This is a genomic window from Acidilutibacter cellobiosedens, from assembly GCF_004103715.1.
Classification (GTDB): domain Bacteria; phylum Bacillota; class Clostridia; order Tissierellales; family Acidilutibacteraceae; genus Acidilutibacter; species Acidilutibacter cellobiosedens.
Genome location: NZ_CP035282.1, coordinates 3302420 through 3322749, shown reverse-complemented (window position 1 = coordinate 3322749; position 20330 = coordinate 3302420). Strand labels below are relative to the sequence as shown.

Below are 20330 nucleotides of genomic sequence, written 5' to 3'. Positions count from 1 at the left end.
AACAAACTAAAGGAGGAAAAACATGATTGGTATAGAGCAATATCAAAAAATCCAGGAATATAAAGCACTTGGACTCGCCCAGACCAAAACTGCTAAAGCGATGGGGATCACCTATACTTCTGTCAGTAAATACTGGAATATGAGCAAAGAGGATTATGCCAGGGAAGCTGAGCAGGAAAAGTATCATATGGATAATTACCGGCAGTACATATTAGAACAATTGAAATTATGTCCGCAGATCAGGGACACCAATATTTATCTCAAATTAATTGAAGCCTTTCCTGATTTACAAGTTAAACGAGCTACTTTCTATCGCTACATGAAAGCTTTAAGGGAACAGCACGGGTATCAGCATACCAGTAAGCGGAAAATCTCACCACGTGAAGTCTCGCCACCAGGATATGAAGCGCAGGCTGATTTTGGTCAGTACAAACTTAAAGATATGTATGGACGAATTGTGAGGGTATATTTCTATTGTATGGTTCTGAGTTATAGCAGAATGAAATTTGTTTACTTTTCACCGGATCCCTTCACAACCAAAACAGCTATAAAAGCTCACAATTATGCTTTCCAGTACTTTGGAGGAAGGCCTCAGACAATTCTATATGATCTTGATCGGGTCTATGTAGTTAGCGAAAATCTAGGGAATATCATATTCGTACCGGCCTTTGAAGAATATGTTAAGCGTATTGGCTACAGTGTTTCGTTATGCAGGCCTAGAGATCCTCAGAGTAAAGGCAAGGTAGAAGAGGTAATTGGATATGTCAAGCAAAGTTTTCTAGAGGGGAGGGTATATACCGGAATTGACAGTCTCAACAGTGCAGCTCTTGCATGGTTGGATAGAGAAGGCAACGGGAGAGTTCATACTGTGACTAGAAAAGTGCCACGAGAAATGTTTATTGAAGAACAAAAACAGCTGATTCATGTCAAACCATATTCAGAGGCATCAAGTACTGTGGCATCCTTTGATTCCAATGGAGTGGTCAGTTATAAAGGGAATCGTTATCAGATTGATGTAGGTATGATGGGTGCACATCAACGTATACGTATTGAGGATGATGGTGAAATACTTCTATTTTATGATACTGATACTAATGAATTATTAGCTAAGTATCCAGTAACAGAAGATACTGGACAGATATTCAAAACTGAGGAAAAAAACAACAGAAACAGGGTTTCTCATGCTATTATAAAACAATATTTTGCAGAGCATGAAATCGCTCAGGAATTTATACGGCGGATGGAACAGGAACAACCAAAATATTTTAATAGCCATTGCATTCGCTTAAATCGCATGACGAAGTTCTATTCGATGGAGCAAATGCTTGATGGGATAAGATACTGCATTGAGACTGAACGCTGTAATGCCTATGAACTTGTGGCTTACATAATGTATAAGTATGGTGAGCACATAGCAAAGAAGTTCTTACCAAATCAGCAGTATTTCAATCATCTGACACGTAGCAAGGAGATAAGGAGGGAAATCGATGGCTGATATAACTGAAATCCGCGAGTTGGCTAAGAAGCTAAATCTATGGAATATTGCCAGGGGATATATTGATTTGAATGATGAGAAGCTGTCCAACCTAGATTATCTCCAGATGATATTACATAAAGAACTAGAGATACGAGCCAGGCAAAAACAGACCAAACTAAGAAGGGCAAGCAAACTTCCCAACAAGGTATTTGAATTATCGAATTTAAACAAAGGTTTGGAATGGCAGATAAAACAATTATCCCATTTGACGTGGCTCAATGAAGAACAAAACGTTATTCTGCTTGGTAAATGCGGGACAGGCAAAACTAGTCTTGCAGTTCATCTTGGAGAAACAGTGATCGACAATGGACATAAAACCTACTATGCATCCATTGACACTTTTATATCTATTGTAGAGAACAAAGATATAAACCCAAAAGCAAGAGCAACCTTCTCCTATATGAGGGAGTGCAACCTGATTATTATTGATGATGTATTTTATCTAGAACCAACCAGGTCAGAGCTGCAGGCTTTTTATCGAGCAGTTACTTTTCTTAATGAAACAAGAAGTATGATTTTTATTACCAATCGTGAAATATCTGCATGGTTAGATGCAGTGGAAGACAAACATCTTTGTCAGACTCTGTTAGATAGAATAACAGCTAATTGTCAGATCATTCGCTTGACTGACAGATAAATTAAAACACTCACCTCTTTTCTAAAAAAGTGATAATACTCAAATTTGAAAACTATGCCGATTAACGGTTTTATATAGATGCAAAAAATCTCACGAAAACTAAAGAACTACTTAACTTTTGAGATTTTCTGCAGTTTCTGTGGTAGGGGGGTCTAAATCTCTACAACTTTTTGCACAGGAAACGGGCGTGGGGTAACGCGTGAAAATTCGCGGTTTCAAACAGTGCGGTGATATTTACCGACGGGTACATTGGAATAACCGAGGCTACAAGTCTATTGTTTGGAGATGCGTCAGCCGTTTGGAGGAAAAAGGGTCTGAATGTACGGCTCCTACCATAAACGAGGAAACATTACAGACAGCAGTGGTCAAGGCTATTAACGAACTTTTGGCTAACAAAAAGCCCTTCCTCTCAACGTTACAGAAAAACATAGCCACCGTACTTAATGAAGAAAATGATAATGCCACAGATAATATTGATAGAAAATTGGAAAAATTACAACAACGGCTTCTTATACAAGCAAAGTCCAAGAATGACTATGAAGATATGGCTGATGAAATTTACCACCTTCGTGAATTGAAGCAAAATGCACTTGTAGAGAATGCAGAGCGAGAAGGGAAAAGGCAACGAATCGCTGATATGACTGATTTCTTGAATGAACAATCCTGCGAATTGGAGGAGTATGATGAACAGTTAGTAAGGCGACTTATTGAGAAAGTAACGATATATGAAGATAAGCTCACCGTTGAATTCAAGTCTGGGATTGAGATAGGCATAGAAATATAACATTAGTGGCTGACCGTCAGTCAGGAGATAAATCATTCTCTTGGTTGGTGGTTTTTCTGCAAGATCAGGGTTTGAATTACCTCATTTAACTATTGACCCTTACGTTACGTGATACTTTATAATGACAACTGAAGGAGGTGCATATAAGACATGAGTATGAAAGTAAAAGAAGTAGCTGAATTGGTTGGTGTTAGTGTTCGTACACTTCATCATTATGATCAGATTGGGTTATTAACTCCAAAAGAAACCACCTATTCTGGCTATCGGCTTTATTCTGAAGAGGATCTTGAAAAATTACAGCAAATTTTATTTTTCAGAGAGCTTGATTTCTCCTTGAAGGAGATTAAAACGATTATCAATAGCCCTTCATTTAATCAACAGGAAGCGTTAATCTTACAACGGAAAATGTTAATTGAGAAACGAAATAGAGTCGATAAAATGATTGAAACCATTGATAAAACGATTAAACACACGATGGGAGAAATTAAAATGTCGAACGAAGAAAGGTTTGAGGGTATTAACTTTAGACTCAACCAGTATGAACAAGAGGCTCGCATGCGTTGGGGGGATCAACCTGTTGATGAGATAAGCGCAAAATTAAGAGACATGGCTATAGATGAACAACAAGATTTATCTCAAAATTGGGATGTGATTTTCAATAAACTTGTACAACTTCGCAATTATTCTCCTAACTCGCAAGAAGTACAAAAAACGATTAAAGAATGGTATGACTTTTTAAATAAGAATTTTGGTAAGTATTCTCTTGATGCCTTCCAAGGATTAGGCCAACTCTATATTGAAGATGAACGCTTTACACAAAACATTGATCAGTATAGTGAAGGATTGGCCAAGTTTATGAGTGAGGCAATGAAAATTTTTTCAGTAAATCAAAAGAAGAAAGGTGGTAGCAATGCAAATAGTAATTGAAGATACAATTAAACAATATGAAAAATTATTTAGTATGGAAGAAGAGAGAGAAGACTTCTATCGATATTCAATGATGAAGCCCTTTGAAAAAATGTGGAATATCATTAACGTTCCATTAAAGGCAAATCAACCTAATGGATATGACGTAATAATGGCTACAAAAATGCTTGGTTACCTTGATATATCAAATACCGAAACTGGAAAGATTGCGTTAGAGATGCTAAAAGAAATTCAAGCTCTTCAAACTGCCTATGACACTTTGAAGATCTGTGTTAATTTTATTCAAAAAAATAATCTGAAAATAAATGCCGATGAGTTAAAATTTGGAATGTATATAGCTGATCCAAAAAAGCTCGAATTGCAAAAGGGATATTGTGGGTTCGGTGGAATCCCAGGTTTTATTCAAGTATCTATTTATCCTAATTCCTATAATATTCCGAAGATACCTGCTGTAATTGCACATGAATTTCATCATAATATCCGTTTTTCATATTTTGATTGGGATCATGGGAACGTTACTGTTGGTGATTACTTAATTATAGAGGGGTTGGCAGAGTCTTTTGCAAGAGAACTGTATGGTGATGAATTTTTAGGACCTTGGGTTACTTCTTTTGACAAAGAGGACTTGGAATATTCAACAGAGATAATAAAGGAGTCACTAGATGTTAAAGGATTTGCTGAGGTTAGTAGTTATATGTTTGGTGACACTATTGCAAAAGAACAGGGCTATCAACCTGTTGGCTTATCACCATTTGCTGGTTATGCAGTGGGTTACCAAGCGGTACAATCCTTTATGAAAGTCAATAATGTAGGAATAGAAGAAGCTACCTTACTTGATACAAAGGAAATATTATACAATTGCGAACTATTTACAAAATAAATAACTCATTTGTGACCGTTAATCAGGAGATAAATTCTTTTGGTTGGCGGTTTTTATTTTGTAATTGAAAAAAGTTAGTAGTGTGTATATAATATTATTAACAATGTTGTTGATATTATTATTGATAAGGAGAGGACAAGATGATTGATGTTAACGAGTTACTAGAACAAGCTATCAGAGAAACTGAAAAGTTGAATGAAGGTGAAGTCTTTCTAGTTAAGGATCTGTTTAAGGGTTACGTATGGAACAGGATACCAAGAAAGGACCGGCTTTTGCTTGGAACTTTATTTCTTAATCGGGTTAGTAAAATGAATGATAATTTAAAGGCTATTGAAAAGACTTCTTCAAATCAGCAAAGATACAAAAAGATTAATTTGTAATGAGTTTTTATAAATCTCATTAATGAATAGAAAAATCATATATGAAAGGCGGTGAATACATGCTAAGTATAGAGGAATACATTGCACGCAGAAAAAAAGAGGATAAGCTCAATGAATTTGACATTGATGCCCGTACACAAAATATGAGAATTTGCGTTGATTATGTATTCGAGTATTTTAGTAATTATTTGAATATTACCGAGGCCGAAGAAAAAACGGTACTCCATGATCAAAAGCTAGATAAGTATCGGAAGCAGCTTAGGGAGTATGACCCTGAAGTTCGAGAATGGGTTGTTGGTATTTACAATGAATACGGAAAGCAAATACACAAACACATTGGAAATATTATGAAGGCGAATGAGTTTTTCTTTCTGTATAGTACTGATAGTGAATTTAGAAATGCTTCCTATGATTGCTATTCGCAGCTCATTAAAAAGTTGCCGTTTCTTAAGGACCAAACAGAGATGCTTTTTATTTTTATAAAAGACTATCATAGGGTAGAAAGCGAACAAAGGTTTAATTTCGGAATACCATCAATAACAGAAGAAATAACTGATTGGATCGATAAAGCCTGGGCAAAGTATCAGGTTAATATTCTTGCCTTTGCCTATGGTTGGATAAGTAGTTTTTATGACAACGAGGATCTTTGGCCATCAACGCATAGAAAGAAGAGTCAATATACTTGGAGGAAGTACGACTACGATTATAAGCAGAAAAGTAATCTCTTTAACCTTGATTCACTATATAGAAAGATGCCGAAAAAATCCTTCACAAAAGGAAGAAAGCAAGAATTTGAAATACTGTTAATGTATTATTGGCTTTACGACATAGAAGGCGATAGTGATTATTGGCAGGAGTATTTGGAGATGGTTTTATCTGCTTTGAAAAAGCAATAGATTTATGAACATAGATGGGGTGAAAAAATGAATGATAAAGAAATAATTCTTTCAAAAATTGCAGAGATTGTTAGCAGACCAGGATTTTTTATAAAGAAAAATTCAGAATTTAAGGCCAGATTAAAATGCTTGGGGCTTAATGACCTTTACGAAAAATATATAGACTACCTAGTACCTTATTTCTACAATCAAGGCTATGCACACAAATTTGAGAATAATAACGAGGAATACGATGTGTTTCTAGGTTTAGATAGTATTTTCTCGGATTTATATAAGGAAAACAGGCATGAGGATATCATCAATCTGCTAAAAGAAATAACTAAATCTTTCAATGTAAGATATATTTCTGAAGAAAGCGATGAAGACTTTGAAGAACTAGCTAAACTATACGAGATTTTAGGGTTAAGTATAACCATTGAATTTGATAAAGTTAAAGTTTCTGCTTGCATGGAAAGTGATTTTGCCAGAGTAAGTGAGATGTTTTCTGTTGAATCATGGATAAAAAGTAACCACAAAGAAGTATATGATGCTTACAAATCGGCAATTGATGCTTATACACAAGGTCATTCAGGAGCTTGTATTGAATCATGTAGGACAAGTATCGTAAGTATATTTTCAAAATATAAAGGGACTGAAAATTTCGCAAAGTGGATGAGAGGTGTATTTAACACTAGCGGAGACAGTGCAACTGCAACGGTCGCCGACTTAGATAGGGCTCTTAAATCAGATCTAAAAAAAGAAGATTTAGCAGATTTTTTTAACGAAAATAAAGATGGAAAGCTGACAAAGACCAAAACAATTTATATGATTTACTCTATGATGTCTGATTACGGGACTCATAGGAATGAGAATACTATTGAATCGCCAACAATTGAAGATGCACTGTTTTGTTTGAGACTAACAGATAGCATTTTATTTTGGGTATATTCAAAAAACAAATAGTGATTTTTGAATGAAGGGGTGAATAATATGTCCGACGTAAAAAATGCATATGATCAGATTATTGATTTCTTGAACAATGAAACAGAAAAAACATTATTACTACGAGGTATTGCTGACAAGGAAAAGCATCAGGCTCTTCTTAAAGCTTTGAATTCTCAAGGGAACTTGAAAGGACTAATTAATTTAATTCATACAACAAAAGATGGAATGGATAATTTTTTTCGATGGGCGGAACTTTATAAAGTTAACGTACCGAAGAAATATGGGCAAGGAATGAAATTATCCAATCTTACAATCTTCTTTGATAATCTAACCACTAAAGGCAATAGTGAAAAATACGATAATTATGAATTTGACTTTATGATTATATGGCCGATTCAAAGTGTAACAAAAAATGAAAAAGAAATTCAGATGTTAAAAGAAATGGCTGAACGTCAAAAAACCAAAAAAATCATATATCTTACAATTAAGGAGCCTTGGTACAACCCTGATTCTTTAGACCCTATTGTGGATCGAGTGATAAAACTGGACTGTGAGAATGATGACCCAAAAGAATATCAGCGTATTCTAGCCGCCTACGAAGAGGATATGAAAAGGCGCTATTAAGTTAGATTATGTGAATTAACAGTATTACCTGGGAGGAATTTAGCATGGCTACTTTTCTGGATGTTATGAAATTAGATAGAAATTTGAACGGAGGGATTACATGGTAAGTAAAACTGACGCCATTGAGATAATAACATACGCTGAAGAAAATGGAATTAACATATGGATTGATGGAGGTTGGGGAGTAGATGCATTATTAGAAGAAGAAACAAGAGCACACAACGACATTGATTTATTTGTGGAGGAAAGTAATAGTAAAAAGTTTGTTGAGATATTAAAAGAAAAAGGTTTTGTTGAAGTTACAGAAGCATATACCACCACATCTCACACGGTTTGGAAGGATACTAAAGGTAGGATAATTGACCTTCATATATTTAAGTTCAACGAACAAGGATACATTGTTTTTGAAGGAGAAGCATATCCTCCAAAAGTATTTAGTGGTATTGGGAAAATAGGCGATAAAATGGTCAGATGTATTGATGCTGAAAATCAAGTGTTATTTCATCTAGGCTATGAGCATGATGAAAATGATATGCATGATGTAAAACTATTGTGCGAGAGATTTAATATTCCTGTTCCGAGTGAATACAAGTAACAAACGGATTCCAATTTTAAGCTGAAGAGCACGTTCAATTTAACTAAGCTAATGTAGTCGATATGTTCCCGTCTACCGATAGTGTCAAAAATGCAGTGGATATGTTTCCGAGAACGGACATACTCAAATGACATTCATTCTATCCTCTCGAGCCACGTTGAAGCAGCAATTCTGATGACGTATTGTGGTTTGGACAAAAAGTAATAGGGTTTGACCACAACATATAGTGGTTTTGTGGTGAGATTTGGGTCGAAAAACGGCAAAAAAACACCATTTTTCGACCCTTAAAAACAGGGTAAAATATAGATGACATAGAATAATTTGAGTTATCTTAGAAGAAAGTTTGGAAAATAGAGCTTAAAAGATAGAATTATCAGTTGAGAGATTAGCAGATGAATTATATAATATGATGTACATAAGTAAGGATGATAGAACTTTAAATTGTATGGTATGTTTAACTTTTTATATCAAACATGACATACTGCTGTCATATTCAACTTGATAAAATAGATATAGATAAGGAGGTATATTGAAATGTTAGAAAAAATACCGATGGAAGAAGAACTACAACAAATTATGGGTGGAGAGAAATTCAAAGCATGGTCTGAAATTAATAGTTTTATTGAGAAAAATTACAATGTTGAGTCTATGTGGAACAAAGGGGGGAAAACAGGTATTTACGAACTCAAATATCGTAAAGGTGGTAAAACCCTTTGCGCGCTATACCCACGAGAACTAGGTATACGGATTTTAATAATATTTGGAAAAGCAGAACGGGAAAAATTTGAAGATTCAAGACAAGAGTTCACTCAGTACATAAAAGATTTTTATGATAATACACACCAATATCATGATGGGAAATGGTTATATTTAGATTATAATAGTGATTTATCTATTGAAGATATTAAAAAGCTTATTTTAATAAAGAAAAAACCTAATAGAAAGTAGGGATGAATGTGACTAATCTAAGTAAATGCGGTTATTGTTGTGATTTATGTAAAGCGTATTCACCTAATATATTAAAGAATGACCAGCGAAAAGGACTTTCTGAAATGTGGAAGAGCTGTTATGACCTTGATATTCCACCTGAAAATATTTACTGTGATGGTTGTAAATGCCAGAAAGCGGAAGCAAAACTTATAGATACTGAATGCCCCGTAAGGAAATGTGATATTAATGAAGAATTTTCTCATTGTGGAGAATGTTCCAACTATCCCTGTGATAAATTTAATAAAAGAAAGGGATTATCTGCAAAAGAAGTACAAAAAATATTAAAGGCTGATTATGATGTTTCTCAATATAATGAGTATTTACTTGCATATGATAATAAGACTAGAATTGATGAATATAGGAGAAATAATAAAGATTAATTATACTAGTAGAAAAGATTGATATCATGGGCTAGACAAAGTATTGATAAGTTAATAAAGCCTATTATTTCATGTTTTCAAAATGTATATTGGAGCTTCTATTTGGAATTATACCCTGTCACCAAGGGACTACTATCTTTCTACGACATCATTATTATCCTCTCAAGGCACGTTGAGACGTGCGTACTTTTGTCCCACAAAAACCCACAAACATCTCCACCGTCTTTATAAGCAGGAAAATTGAATAAAATAGACTTCAAAGGCAGTTCAGCCTTGTCACATGGGAAAATCTCTATTTCTTTGATTAGCGAAGAAATCAGAGATTTTTTCTCTTCATCGCTGATTTTATCATACACATTATTAAAGTTTGCCAACAGGGTGTAGATGTTTTCCGGTGTGATGGCATCTTGCTCCACGGCTTTGCGGCGCAGCTTAACGTCCTCAATTTTTTCTTCCAGTTCTACGATGATGTCATATAATCCATCAAGCCGGAAGGTCATATCATGGAGCTTACGTTCCCTAAAACGAGTGTCTTCCGGCAGGCTGTCAATTTCATTTTCAAGACAAGTTTTATTAAGCTCGACCTCACGCAGCTTGGATTCATAATTGCTCGGTTCTCTGTTTAAGGTGGAAGTGTCAATTTCCTTGCCTATCCTTGATTTGATTTCGGTTACAAAATCCTGATTTTTAATCAGTTCTCTGATTGCCTCAATGACAAGCGGTTCAATATCGGTTTTTTTGAGCATAGACTTATAGTCACAGTTTTTTCCCCGCGCTATCCGAGCTTTACTGAACATATAATAGTAAATTTCTTTATATGTACTGTCCTTGTTTGTCCAAGCGTGTTTGTTGGTGTACATCGGGCCACCGTATTTCGGGCATTTTAGAATGCCGCTTAATAAGTGTGCCCTGTCCCGGCCAATTTTAGATGGGGATTTTATGCCTGCTATTTCTCGCTTTTCATGTGCCTGGTTCCATAGTTCCTCACATATAATAGCATCGTGCTGATCATCTGTGATAATGTACTCATTTTTCGTGCCTTTGACCTTTTCTCTCGTTCGTCTGCCAAAGGCGATCTTTCCAGAGTACACAGGATTGTCGATTATCATTCTGACAAAATGCGTACTCCACCCAGCGAGAGCACCATTGGCACATTTGATTTTTTGGATACCCTGCAAATTAAGGTAATTGGCAATTTTATAAAACCCCATATTACCATTCACATATTTGTCAAAGATAATGCGTACCGCTTCGGCTTCATCTTCTTGAATATAGAGCTGCTTGTCTTTGAGGTAGTAACCATAGGGAGCAGACCCGCCGTCCCAGCCGCCTTGACGGGCTTTTTCTTTTCGTCCGTTCATTGTCTGCTCAATGATATTTTCACGCTCTATTTTAGCAACGGCAGATAACACGGAGATTAAGAGCTTTCCGCTTGTTTGTGAGGAATCGATTTCTTCCTCAATGCAAATTAAGTTCACACCAAAGGATTGAACGTGTTCCAAGGAATTCAAAATATCGGCTGCGTTTCTGCCAAAGCGGGGGAGCTTATAGACTAAAATATAATCAATATCCAAGCCATTTTCAATATCACAGAGCATTTGTTTAAAGGCGGGTCTGCCCTTTATGGATTTACCGGGATCTTCGTGAATGTCTACAATCTCCATTTCTTCCCTGTCCGCAAAACGCTTTAAGCTGTTTTTCTGCCCGTCCAAGCTGAAACCATCAACCTGCATTTCGGTACTAACGCAAGGATAAAGCACACATTTTCTTCCGCTCCTATTCATAGCCATACCTCCAATAAATTATTGGAAAACATTTTTACTTGGCACAATTTATCTCAGCCAAAACTTCTGCACCATGTTTTTTGACAGTCTGCGAAAGTACATTTATAAAATCCTGATATGCCTTCGTCTTTGCATATTTTCCATTCGCAATCACCTCCAAGTGTATTGCTTATATAAATTATAAGCAGTTGTTTTCTTTATGAAAAGTTTGTCGCATTTGCCATACCCCCAACAAAAGGGGGTATGGTGAGTTGCCACGGCATCGTAGCTTTAAAACCGCTTGTACAGTATGTTCCGGAAAATGGAGCGACGTCCACCGGTTTGACACCCATAGTTTCGTTCCAGTCGTTCGGCTTCCGATAAGACAGCCGCCACTTCATTGGGTGTGTCAATAAAAAGGTCAGCATTGTAAAACGGGTAGTAATCCCGCAGATTGATCTTTGCCATTTGTCTTTCATCCATTTCGATTTTTGGGGTTTGTGGCAGATCGAAACAGAGGCAGGCGGTGAGCGGCAACCGGAGCAGATATGATATTTAGCCTCGAAGTCACAAAAAACACCTTTACACGAAATTACGCGAAAGGTGTCGGCCCCCCACGCACAAAAAACAGCGACTTCGAGTACATGAAAAAGCCTCCTATCCCAAAGCCGCCGCTATTAAGTGAGGGATAACAAAGGAGCACTTATCGTATCCTCCATAAACTCCTTTTTGACAAGGAAAACGGCGGCTTTGACTTCTATTTCAAAACCGCCATTGAATAGACATAAATCACCTTGTCGCCCAAGCAACGGTTTTGAATACGTTGCAAAATATCAGTAATTACGTCCGGTCAGTATAAAGAAAGAGCCGGTAACTGTGAGCGATCTCACATGTTATCGGCTCTGCGTCTTAACGTCTGGCTCTTTGATAACTGACATATTCAGTTGTTATACATTGATTTTCGTTGCCTGTTTATACTTGGAACAAAAAAGTGGTAACTTTTCTTTAGATTTGTCGGCGTGTATTGGCTGCGGCCAAGTAATTCACTCAGCGCCTCACTCATGGATATTTTCGCGAGCTTTCTTCCGCACAGCCGCTTGGTGATCTCATACACCGCAAAGATTAATGCAAAGCTGATCAGGACATACAGCGGGTTCACCGTCATGGGTATCAGCATATTGGTGATCTCCGCGACGTAACCATACAGGACATTCCCGAAGGCCAGCATGAACGGCAGCCCAAGCCAGAAGCCGACAAACACCGCCGGGGTGGAACTGTTCAGAATCAGATTCGTCACCTCTTTCCCGCGATAGCCGAATATCTTGAGCAGAGAGATGGTGTTCCGGTTCTCGTCGATCATCAGCGACGTCACGAGGAAAAGAATAATGACCGCGATCAATACGGCCAGGGCTGTTACGGACGTGACGATCAGCGTCGTAAGCGCGTTTAGGTCTTCATACGCCTCGGGATTCCGCGCGTCCATCACGCCGGAAAGCAGGCTTTCGTCAAAATCGATCTCATGGCTGCTGAGCACGGTGCTGTAGCTTCCGACAGGCTGACCGGTCATGCGGTTGAACTCATCAAAGGGCATATAAACAAATTGCTCGCCGTAGGCTTCGACGATCCCGTCGATTGCCAGGCTGTAGGATTTTCCGTCCAGCTTGTTTACGAAACGGATCGTGTCCCCTTCCGTAAGCTTCAGCCGGCTGGCCAGCGGAGACGAGATATTGACCTGGTCCCTGGACAGCGCGTTTCCCTGCATGTCGTTCACTTTGAAGCCGATGGAATCCGGCTCCATACCCACCAGATAAAACTCGACCGATTCCCGACCTTCGGGGTAACAGCGAAGCGCGTTGTACGGTTCCGCCCCTTTCGGGACGGCCCTCTCCTGCAAATTCTGTATTTCTTTGAAATTATACTCCAGGGGATACTGGTACCTTGTGATCGACCCTTTGTCCATTACCACATCCATTGAGTAGTTGTAGGTGAAACCAAACAGCAATATCATAGACGCTGCGCTCACGCCCAGCACTAAGAACAGCAGACGCGGGATGCTTCGTACCTGCTCGCGTATTCGGAATTTGGTGTTGAATTGAAGACGATCCAGCCGGAGTGCGCGTTCAATAAAATTCACCTTTGCTTTTTGCTCATCGCCTTTCATCAGATCGACGGCGGTTTTCCTGAGGATTCTGCGTATCGCAAGAAAACTCGACAGGCCGATCAAAGCCACCGGCACCAGCACGGCAAGCGCCAGGTTTAATGGAGAGAAGGTATTGCCTTTATCAGGCAGGATATAGGAAGCCAACATAGAATTAACAACAGGCCTTACACACGGCAGCGCAAGCAGTGTGCCGGCAAGACCTCCCACCGCGGACAGCAGCACGGGAATTGTCATATAATGCCGGGTCAGTTCACGGCGGCGGTAGCCCTGCGCGTACAGCGTTCCGATGACTACTCCGTCGGATTTTACCGTGCGCATAATCATCACACCTACAATCAGGCAACTCAGAAGGAAAAAAGCTGTCGCTACGGGAAAGCTCATGGACTTCATGCTGGAAATGTTTCCCCAGGGCATGCTGACGCGCTTGTTATTCTCGGAGTCCAGCCACTCGGAAAGGGAATACCCTTTTTGGCTTAAAAGCCCGTGCAGTTTTGTCGTCTGCGCATCAATGTTTTTCCTGTCCTGAAAACGCGCTCCATAGACCGTAACCGCCTCGTTGGATGCCTCCGGGAACGCCGAAAGATCCGCGCCGGAAACGATCCCGATGCCAAAGCCGCTGGTCGGCAGCACATCGCGAAGATTCTTGATGATATAAACGTAATTGGGCACGGCCATTGTACCTACGATACGAAAGGTTTTGCCGTTCAACTCAATCTGACCGCCGATCGTGAGGCCCTGTGTCTGGCAAAAGTGCGGATCAAGCAGAATATCCCCCGGATTTTCAAGGCCGCGTCCTGATGTTACCGCAGGGATATTGACCTTCGTGCCAGGGCTGAGAAGACGCAGTTCCCCGTTAGGCAATTTTACGTCGTATTGCCGGTAAGCTTCTATCAGCGCACCGGATTCTTCCTCCAGAGCCGCAATGTCCTGAATGGGCTTGTCAGTGGAAAAAGTCAGGTCTTCCTGCCTGTATTCTTCCGCAAACCCGACGACCATGTTTTCGAGGGTAGTTGATATGCCCGTAGCCGCGGTGAAATATAAGCTGCCTACAAGAATCAGAATCACGATGCCGATATATCGGCCCTTGTTTTTCTTGATCATACGCCATACGCGTTTTCGCAGCACCATTACCATTCAATCCTTTCCGCCGGGATAATTTCGGAATTGTGCGCGGCTTCCTCAACCTCGCCGCTTCTCAGCCGGAACACGACGTGCGCCATGCCGGCGATGGCGACGTTGTGGGTAATCATCAGGATGGTCGTGCCGAACTGCGCGTTTACTTTCTGGAGCAGTGACAGCACGCCCCGGGAGGTCTCGAGGTCCAACGCTCCGGTGGGCTCATCGCAGAGCAGGAGCTTGGGGTTTTTGACGATGGCCCGTGCGATTGACACGCGCTGCTGCTCGCCACCGGAGAGTTCCCGAGGGAAACGGTTCTTTTTATCGGAAAGACCGACAGCAGAAAGCACTTCATCTGTTTTAAGTGGTTTTTTACTGATGTTCGATACAACTTCAATGTTTTCAGCTACCATAAGGTTTGGCATAAGGTTGTAGAACTGAAATACGAAACCCACGCGCTCTCGACGGTATTCTACCAGTTGATTGTCATTGAAGTCCGTAATATGCTCGCCGCCCACTTCGACCGTGCCGCCGTCCGCCCGGTCTACGCCGCCTATAATGTTCATTAGCGTGGATTTACCCGAACCGGAGGGGCCTAATATTACGCCGATTTGTCCTCTTTCCATCTTCAGGTCCACATCTTTGAGCACATGGGTAACAATCCCCGTATGATAACTTTTTGTAAGGTTTGATACTGATAAAAACATATTTAACACCTCATTTTTTTATTAGTTCCATGTCTGCAGTCATTTCTGCCGTAAAGTCAATATATAAATTCATCCAGCGCATCATAAAAGAAAGAGCCGACAACTGTGATTCCACTCACGGTTATCGGCTCTGCGTCTTAGCGTCCGGCTCTTTGATAACTGACAAATTCAGATGATTTACACTGATTATCGTTTCCTGTTTACACTTGGGACAAAATAGCGGGAAGTTTTCAAGCACTGTATCTTCACGTATCTTGACCCGTGTTTTGTTGCCACAGACCGGGCATAATATCCACTCGCTCTTGCACACCGTACCATCCCCTCCTTAACAACCATACCAAACGAATACCAGCACACATTAAGCCGCTTTTCGTTTGTATGCGCGCATTGCAAAAATATAAGCTACGAGCATAATTCCGACGCACCATGCAAGCGCGACCCAAATATTATTGCCGACAGGCTCGGAGTTCAGCAACGAGCGCACAGTTTCAATTATTGATGATGCGGGCTGATTCTCGGCAAACGCGCGGACGGGGGCAGGCATTGTTGCGGTCGAGGAAAAAGCGGAGCTGACAAACGGTAGGAAAATGATCGGATAAGCGAATGCGGTCGCGCCGTCTGCCGATTTTGCAGTCAGTCCGGGAATCACCGCAACCCATGTCAGGGCCAGCGTGAACAACGCGAGTATCCCGGTCACGGCAAGCCATGACATCACCCCCGCCGACGGGCGAAAGCCAATCAGCAATGCAACAAAAATGATGACAACAACTGAAATCGCATTTGATATAAGTGAGGTTAGCACATGCCCCCACAGCATGGAGGAACGTGCAATCGGCATGGAGTGGAACCGCTCGAATATACCTCCCTGTACATCGTAAAACAGACGCACGGCCGTATAGGTTATGCCGCTTGCAATAGCCATCAGCAACACACCCGGCAGCATATAATTCACATAATTCACATTTACGCCCAAACTCGTTTTTATCGCACCGCCGTATACGTAGACGAACAACAGCATCATCATGATCGGTACGATAGTGACCGTGATAATGGTGTCCATACTGCGGGTAATATGGCGCATGGAGCGTTCAAGCATGACGCCCATGTCGCTGAAAAAGTACTTTTTCATCGTTACTTTTCCTCCTTCTTGCCGATAATTGCGAGGAATATCTCCTCGAGCGTCGGCTGTTTTTCAACATACTCAACTTTTGCGGGTGGAAACAAACTTTTAAGCTCTGCGAGCGTTCCGTTAGCGATAATCTTACCCTCATGTAGAATCGCAATTTGATCGGCAAGCTGTTCCGCTTCCTCCAAATATTGTGTAGTCAGGAATACCGTCGTTCCGCTGTCGGCAAGCTCTTTGACTATCTTCCAAACCTCGATGCGGGCCTCGGGGTCGAGTCCAGTGGTTGGTTCGTCGAGGAAGATAAGCTGCGGTTTTCCAATAAGGCTCATAGCGATGTCGAGCCTGCGGCGCATACCGCCCGAATAGGTAGAAACCCTTCGGTCAGCAGCATCGGGCAGGCCAAAACGCTTTAATAAGTCATCCGCGACCTGACGCGGATTTTTGAGGTGCCTCAGTTTGGCAATCATGATCAAATTTTCCCGCCCGGTTAATATCTCGTCCACGGCGGCAAACTGACCGGTCAGGCTGATTGACTGCCGCACATAGTCGGGTTTTGATGTAACGTCGAAGCCGTTGACGGTAGCTGTCCCTCCATTCGGTTTGAGCAGTGTGGTAAGGATTCTAACAATCGTTGTCTTGCCCGCGCCGTTGGAGCCGAGCAGGGCGAAAATACTGCCTGTTCTTACCTGAAAATCTACTCCTGTCAACACAGGCGTACTTTTATAGGATTTTTTAAGCCCTTGTACAGAGATGGCTATCTCATTTTGGGACATATTCGTTTCCCTCCTTATGGTGTTAATAACGTGATACCGGTCATGTCCGCCTTCCCGTTTTTCAAAAAGGCGTAAGTCATTCTGTCTGCTTTGCAGTCGATAAACCGAATCCGCTTCAGTCTCTTACCCTTGAAGAAAGTGTTAATAAGCGCTGCATTTTGGAATGTCAGCTTGGCAAAGTCGCAGTTTTCAAAAGAGCAATCGTTAAATGTGCCGTCAAAAACAATATCGTTAAACTGTGCGGCATAAAAGGTGGTATTATTCCAGACTGCACCAGTAACTATACTTTTTAACAGTTCAGTAGATTTGATGGCCGCTCCCGTAAAATCGGCATCAGAGAAATCGCAGCCTTTGATACGGCTCCCAGAAAACTCAACTTCTTTTAATGAACAGTTCCGAAATTTACTATTTATTATATCCGAACTCTGAATGCGGCTGCTGCTGATGTCGGAGTTTGAGAAGTCACAACTATTTACACTGTTGCTTTTCAGCAGAAGCCCCGCCATCTCTGAACCGATAAAAAGACATCGCTGCATGTTGGCAGAGCTAAATTTTCCATGCGGATTTTTTAATCCGGAAAAGTCTGCATCCACCCAATTTTCGCTTGACATATCCCAACCGAGCTTTTTATTTTCATTTTCGGGCGGCAGTTCGACTGATTGCTCAACCGATGAATCAGCAGACGCTTTTTTGGCGATTGCTGATTGGAAGCTCTCAGAGAAATAGTTTAAATCAACACCCAGGATTTCCGCGAGCTGGTTAAAAGTAATGATGTCCGGCATCGATTCTCCGCGCTCCCATTTTCCAACCGCTTGTGAGCTGACGGATAGTCGTTGCGCAAGTTGGGCTTGAGATAATTTTTTCTCTTTTCGAGCTTCTTTAATTTTATTTCCTATCATAATTGATGTTAACATGTTGGGTACCCTCTCTTATTTGATTTAGTCGACGCTATTATCTTAACCTATTTTCACGCAGAATTCAATAAAATGATGAAACTATTGGTTGTTTTTTCGCCACTTTTAGTTGCAATACCCGCTATTTTTTGTTGTAATAACCTTCACTTTTGGTTGTTTACAAGTAAAGTGAGCCATTGTCTGCATTTTGAGCAGAAGAATTTCATTATAATGGTCTTCTCGGGAACACAAAACAGGAACCATAAAACCGGTTATCACGAATTCAAGATAATCTTGGCAATGGTATACACCTTGCTTTTTTGCTTCAATTCCCCTGAGGTTAATTTTGCAAAAAATGCTTGTTGGGGAAGGCTTCCCAATCCCTACTGAACGCACAATAGAATTGTGCAGCTGCGCGTCCTTTCGGACGCTTCCACCTAAGTTTTTCAGGTTAGAGGTTGCGCAATAAATCGATAATAAAAAATCGCAATAAATTGTGATTTTTGTTTCTAATATATTGAGTTTCTGTATTTGCTTAGGATTCGACCCTACGGCCGACAGCCTTCACATAGGCCATTACATACAAATAATGGTCATGTCCATAATGCGGCAGGGGCTCACATTCTTTGAATTCGGCTACATGCTGATGCAGTCCTATGACTTTTATATTTTAAACCAAAAATACGGCTGTAAGATGCAGTTCGGCGGAAACGGCCAGTGGTCAAACATAATCGGCGGGGTTGAATTGACGAGGAAAAAAGCCGGGGAACAGGTTTATGGAATGACGTTGTAGAGGTTGGACATTTTATAAGAGATGAATTGAAGGATTATATAACAAAAATAGTGTATATTTTATCAAAAAGCAGCTATGACAGGCAACGTTTTGACGTACAGCCGTTGCATTTTTTACAGAAGCCTTTAGATAGAAAAAAAATAATAAATGATATAAAGCTTGCCACAATGCTTCTTGAAAAAGAAAATAAGACATTTTCGTTTAAAACGGACAATCAGATGTATAAATTGCCTGTTAAAGAAATAATTTATTTTGAAAGTTCGGGCAGGCAGATAAAACTAATTTCTTTTAAAGGGACATTTTATTTTTACGGAACTGTTGATTCTGTAATGGAGCAGCTTTCAAAAAGCAGGTTTATTATGCCTCACCGCTCTTCTGCCTGTCGCTTAATTATCATGGTTCCTTAGCAAAAAAAATCATTTTTTCCGGCTTGTCCTTTATGGTTTTAATGCTTACAGAAACGTTTATTGTTTCTTTTACAGGGTATTTTGCAATACCTGTTTTCGGGTACAGTGAATATGATTCCTCAATCGGATTGGTTCAGTACAATATTTGTTTCTTTGGCGTCATTATATCAATTTGTAAGTTTTTTTGCTAATGGTAGCTTTGGTCAATTTCAAATGATAATATTGATTATTTCTATTTTAGGGACAAATTTTGCCATATTGTTTTTATATGATACTTTATACCTTTCGTTTTCCGCTAAAACAGAAAAAGTGCTTTTGAAGCAGCAAAACAAGGCATATGAGAAACAATTGGATTTGATGCGGAAGTCGCTTGACTCAGTGCAGACTGTGCGGCACAACATAAAAAATCATATGATTGCGTTGAAAAATCTGAATTTCAATAAAGAAGACACCAGGTTTGGCGAATATGTAGACAATATTATTTCCTCTGTCAATGCCAGGACGGTGTATTCAAATTCGGAAAACGTAATTGTAGACAGTATTTTAAACTACAAGCTGCAAACAATGGAAAATATGGACATTGAATTGCATGTAGAAGTAGACGTACCGAAAAAGCTAAGCATATCCGCATATGATATGACAGTAATACTTGGCAATCTTATGGATAATGCCATTACCGCATTGGACAAATGCAGCGGCAAGAAATTTTTTCTGTTAAAATCAATTACAGCAAAGGCAATGCTTTAATAACCTTAATTAATACATACAACGGAGAGATAAAAAAGAAAAACGGGATATTGCTTACTTTGAAAGATGATGAAAAAAATCATGGAATTGGATTGAAAAGTGTTGAAGAAGCTGTTAACAGAAATAACGGCCATATAAAGATACATTACGATGATAAAGAGTTTAAGGTCACTGTAATATTGCCGGGATAAAAGAAGGTTTAAGCATGTTATTTTTGCTTCCAAAAATAATTTGACATTTTATTACAAAAATATATACATTTCGTTACAATAAACGGTACGAGCTTAAAT

20 protein-coding genes and 2 pseudogenes are annotated in these 20330 nt (G+C 39.8%); 15 read left to right on the top strand and 7 right to left on the bottom strand.

The window, feature by feature from the left end:
• The first annotated feature begins 22 nt into the window (after nucleotides 1-22).
• From istA to EQM13_RS16005, 12 genes are all read left to right on the top strand, one after another.
• Nucleotides 23-1495 carry an IS21 family transposase gene (gene istA, locus EQM13_RS16060; protein WP_128753207.1) on the top strand — a complete coding sequence of 491 codons (1473 nt, stop codon included), beginning with the start codon at nucleotides 23-25 and terminating at the stop codon, nucleotides 1493-1495.
• A complete protein-coding gene (locus tag EQM13_RS16055; RefSeq protein ID WP_128753206.1) occupies nucleotides 1488-2174 on the top strand; it encodes an ATP-binding protein in 687 nt (228 codons plus the stop codon). The genes istA and EQM13_RS16055 overlap by 8 nt, the downstream gene beginning before the upstream one ends.
• A 199-nt stretch (nucleotides 2175-2373) precedes the next feature.
• A complete protein-coding gene (locus EQM13_RS16050; RefSeq protein ID WP_240662953.1) occupies nucleotides 2374-2958 on the top strand; it encodes a recombinase zinc beta ribbon domain-containing protein in 585 nt (194 codons plus the stop codon).
• 150 nt (nucleotides 2959-3108) lie between these two features.
• A complete protein-coding gene (locus tag EQM13_RS16045; RefSeq protein ID WP_000062149.1) occupies nucleotides 3109-3885 on the top strand; it encodes a MerR family transcriptional regulator in 777 nt (258 codons plus the stop codon).
• Entirely contained in the window at nucleotides 3869-4765 is an 897-nt protein-coding gene (locus EQM13_RS16040) for a DUF2268 domain-containing protein (RefSeq protein WP_001167590.1), read from the top strand. Before EQM13_RS16045 ends, EQM13_RS16040 begins: the two co-directional genes overlap by 17 nt.
• 140 nt (nucleotides 4766-4905) lie before the next feature.
• Nucleotides 4906-5145: a single-stranded DNA-binding protein gene (locus EQM13_RS16035; RefSeq protein ID WP_000567890.1), complete on the top strand. Its 240-nt coding sequence runs from the start codon at nucleotides 4906-4908 to the stop codon at nucleotides 5143-5145.
• A 41-nt stretch (nucleotides 5146-5186) separates the two neighbouring features.
• A complete protein-coding gene (locus tag EQM13_RS16030) occupies nucleotides 5187-6041 on the top strand; it encodes a hypothetical protein (protein WP_206172732.1) in 855 nt (284 codons plus the stop codon).
• 27 nt (nucleotides 6042-6068) lie between these two features.
• Complete coding sequence (locus EQM13_RS16025) at nucleotides 6069-6983, top strand: hypothetical protein (protein ID WP_000998178.1); 915 nt, start codon at nucleotides 6069-6071, stop codon at nucleotides 6981-6983.
• A gap of 27 nt (nucleotides 6984-7010) precedes the next feature.
• Nucleotides 7011-7589, top strand: a complete 579-nt coding sequence (locus EQM13_RS16020; protein ID WP_001286136.1) for a hypothetical protein — start codon at nucleotides 7011-7013, stop codon at nucleotides 7587-7589.
• Between the two features lie 100 nt (nucleotides 7590-7689).
• A complete protein-coding gene (locus EQM13_RS16015) occupies nucleotides 7690-8184 on the top strand; it encodes a nucleotidyltransferase domain-containing protein (RefSeq protein ID WP_000253894.1) in 495 nt (164 codons plus the stop codon).
• Between the two features lie 534 nt (nucleotides 8185-8718).
• Nucleotides 8719-9132, top strand: a complete 414-nt coding sequence (locus EQM13_RS16010; protein WP_128753205.1) for a DUF3788 domain-containing protein — start codon at nucleotides 8719-8721, stop codon at nucleotides 9130-9132.
• Between the two features lie 8 nt (nucleotides 9133-9140).
• Nucleotides 9141-9554, top strand: coding sequence for a DUF3795 domain-containing protein (locus EQM13_RS16005; protein ID WP_161567289.1), 414 nt, complete (start codon nucleotides 9141-9143; stop codon nucleotides 9552-9554).
• A 140-nt stretch (nucleotides 9555-9694) separates the two neighbouring features.
• On the opposite strand, the gene EQM13_RS16000 is transcribed toward EQM13_RS16005, so the two are convergent.
• The 7 genes from EQM13_RS16000 to EQM13_RS15960 form a co-directional block, all read right to left on the bottom strand.
• Entirely contained in the window at nucleotides 9695-11338 is a 1644-nt protein-coding gene (locus tag EQM13_RS16000) for a recombinase family protein (protein WP_128753203.1), read from the bottom strand.
• A 919-nt stretch (nucleotides 11339-12257) separates the two neighbouring features.
• Entirely contained in the window at nucleotides 12258-14579 is a 2322-nt protein-coding gene (locus EQM13_RS18570; protein ID WP_206172731.1) for an ABC transporter permease, read from the bottom strand.
• A gap of 26 nt (nucleotides 14580-14605) precedes the next feature.
• On the bottom strand, nucleotides 14606-15301 hold the full coding sequence (locus EQM13_RS15980; RefSeq protein ID WP_128753202.1) for an ABC transporter ATP-binding protein: 696 nt from the start codon (nucleotides 15299-15301) through the stop codon (nucleotides 14606-14608).
• A 121-nt stretch (nucleotides 15302-15422) separates the two neighbouring features.
• Entirely contained in the window at nucleotides 15423-15611 is a 189-nt protein-coding gene (locus EQM13_RS15975) for a cysteine-rich KTR domain-containing protein (RefSeq protein WP_128753201.1), read from the bottom strand.
• A 48-nt stretch (nucleotides 15612-15659) separates the two neighbouring features.
• Nucleotides 15660-16430: an ABC transporter permease gene (locus EQM13_RS15970; protein WP_128753200.1), complete on the bottom strand. Its 771-nt coding sequence runs from the start codon at nucleotides 16428-16430 to the stop codon at nucleotides 15660-15662.
• A 2-nt stretch (nucleotides 16431-16432) separates the two neighbouring features.
• A complete protein-coding gene (locus tag EQM13_RS15965) occupies nucleotides 16433-17200 on the bottom strand; it encodes an ABC transporter ATP-binding protein (protein ID WP_128753199.1) in 768 nt (255 codons plus the stop codon).
• A 14-nt stretch (nucleotides 17201-17214) separates the two neighbouring features.
• The gene (locus EQM13_RS15960) at nucleotides 17215-18114 is read right to left on the bottom strand and encodes a helix-turn-helix domain-containing protein (RefSeq protein WP_128753198.1); all 900 of its coding nucleotides are present in this window, start codon (nucleotides 18112-18114) and stop codon (nucleotides 17215-17217) included.
• Nucleotides 18115-18697: 583 nt separating this feature from the next.
• Between EQM13_RS15960 and EQM13_RS15955 the strand changes: the two are divergent.
• The 3 genes and pseudogenes from EQM13_RS15955 to EQM13_RS15945 all read left to right on the top strand — a co-directional run.
• A pseudogene (locus EQM13_RS15955) lies at nucleotides 18698-18880 on the top strand (tyrosine--tRNA ligase); the annotation flags it as partial.
• 32 nt (nucleotides 18881-18912) lie between these two features.
• Nucleotides 18913-19293, top strand: a complete 381-nt coding sequence (locus EQM13_RS15950; protein ID WP_206172730.1) for a LytR/AlgR family response regulator transcription factor — start codon at nucleotides 18913-18915, stop codon at nucleotides 19291-19293.
• Between the two features lie 111 nt (nucleotides 19294-19404).
• Nucleotides 19405-20231: pseudogene (locus tag EQM13_RS15945) on the top strand (ATP-binding protein).
• Nucleotides 20232-20330 lie beyond the last annotated feature (99 nt).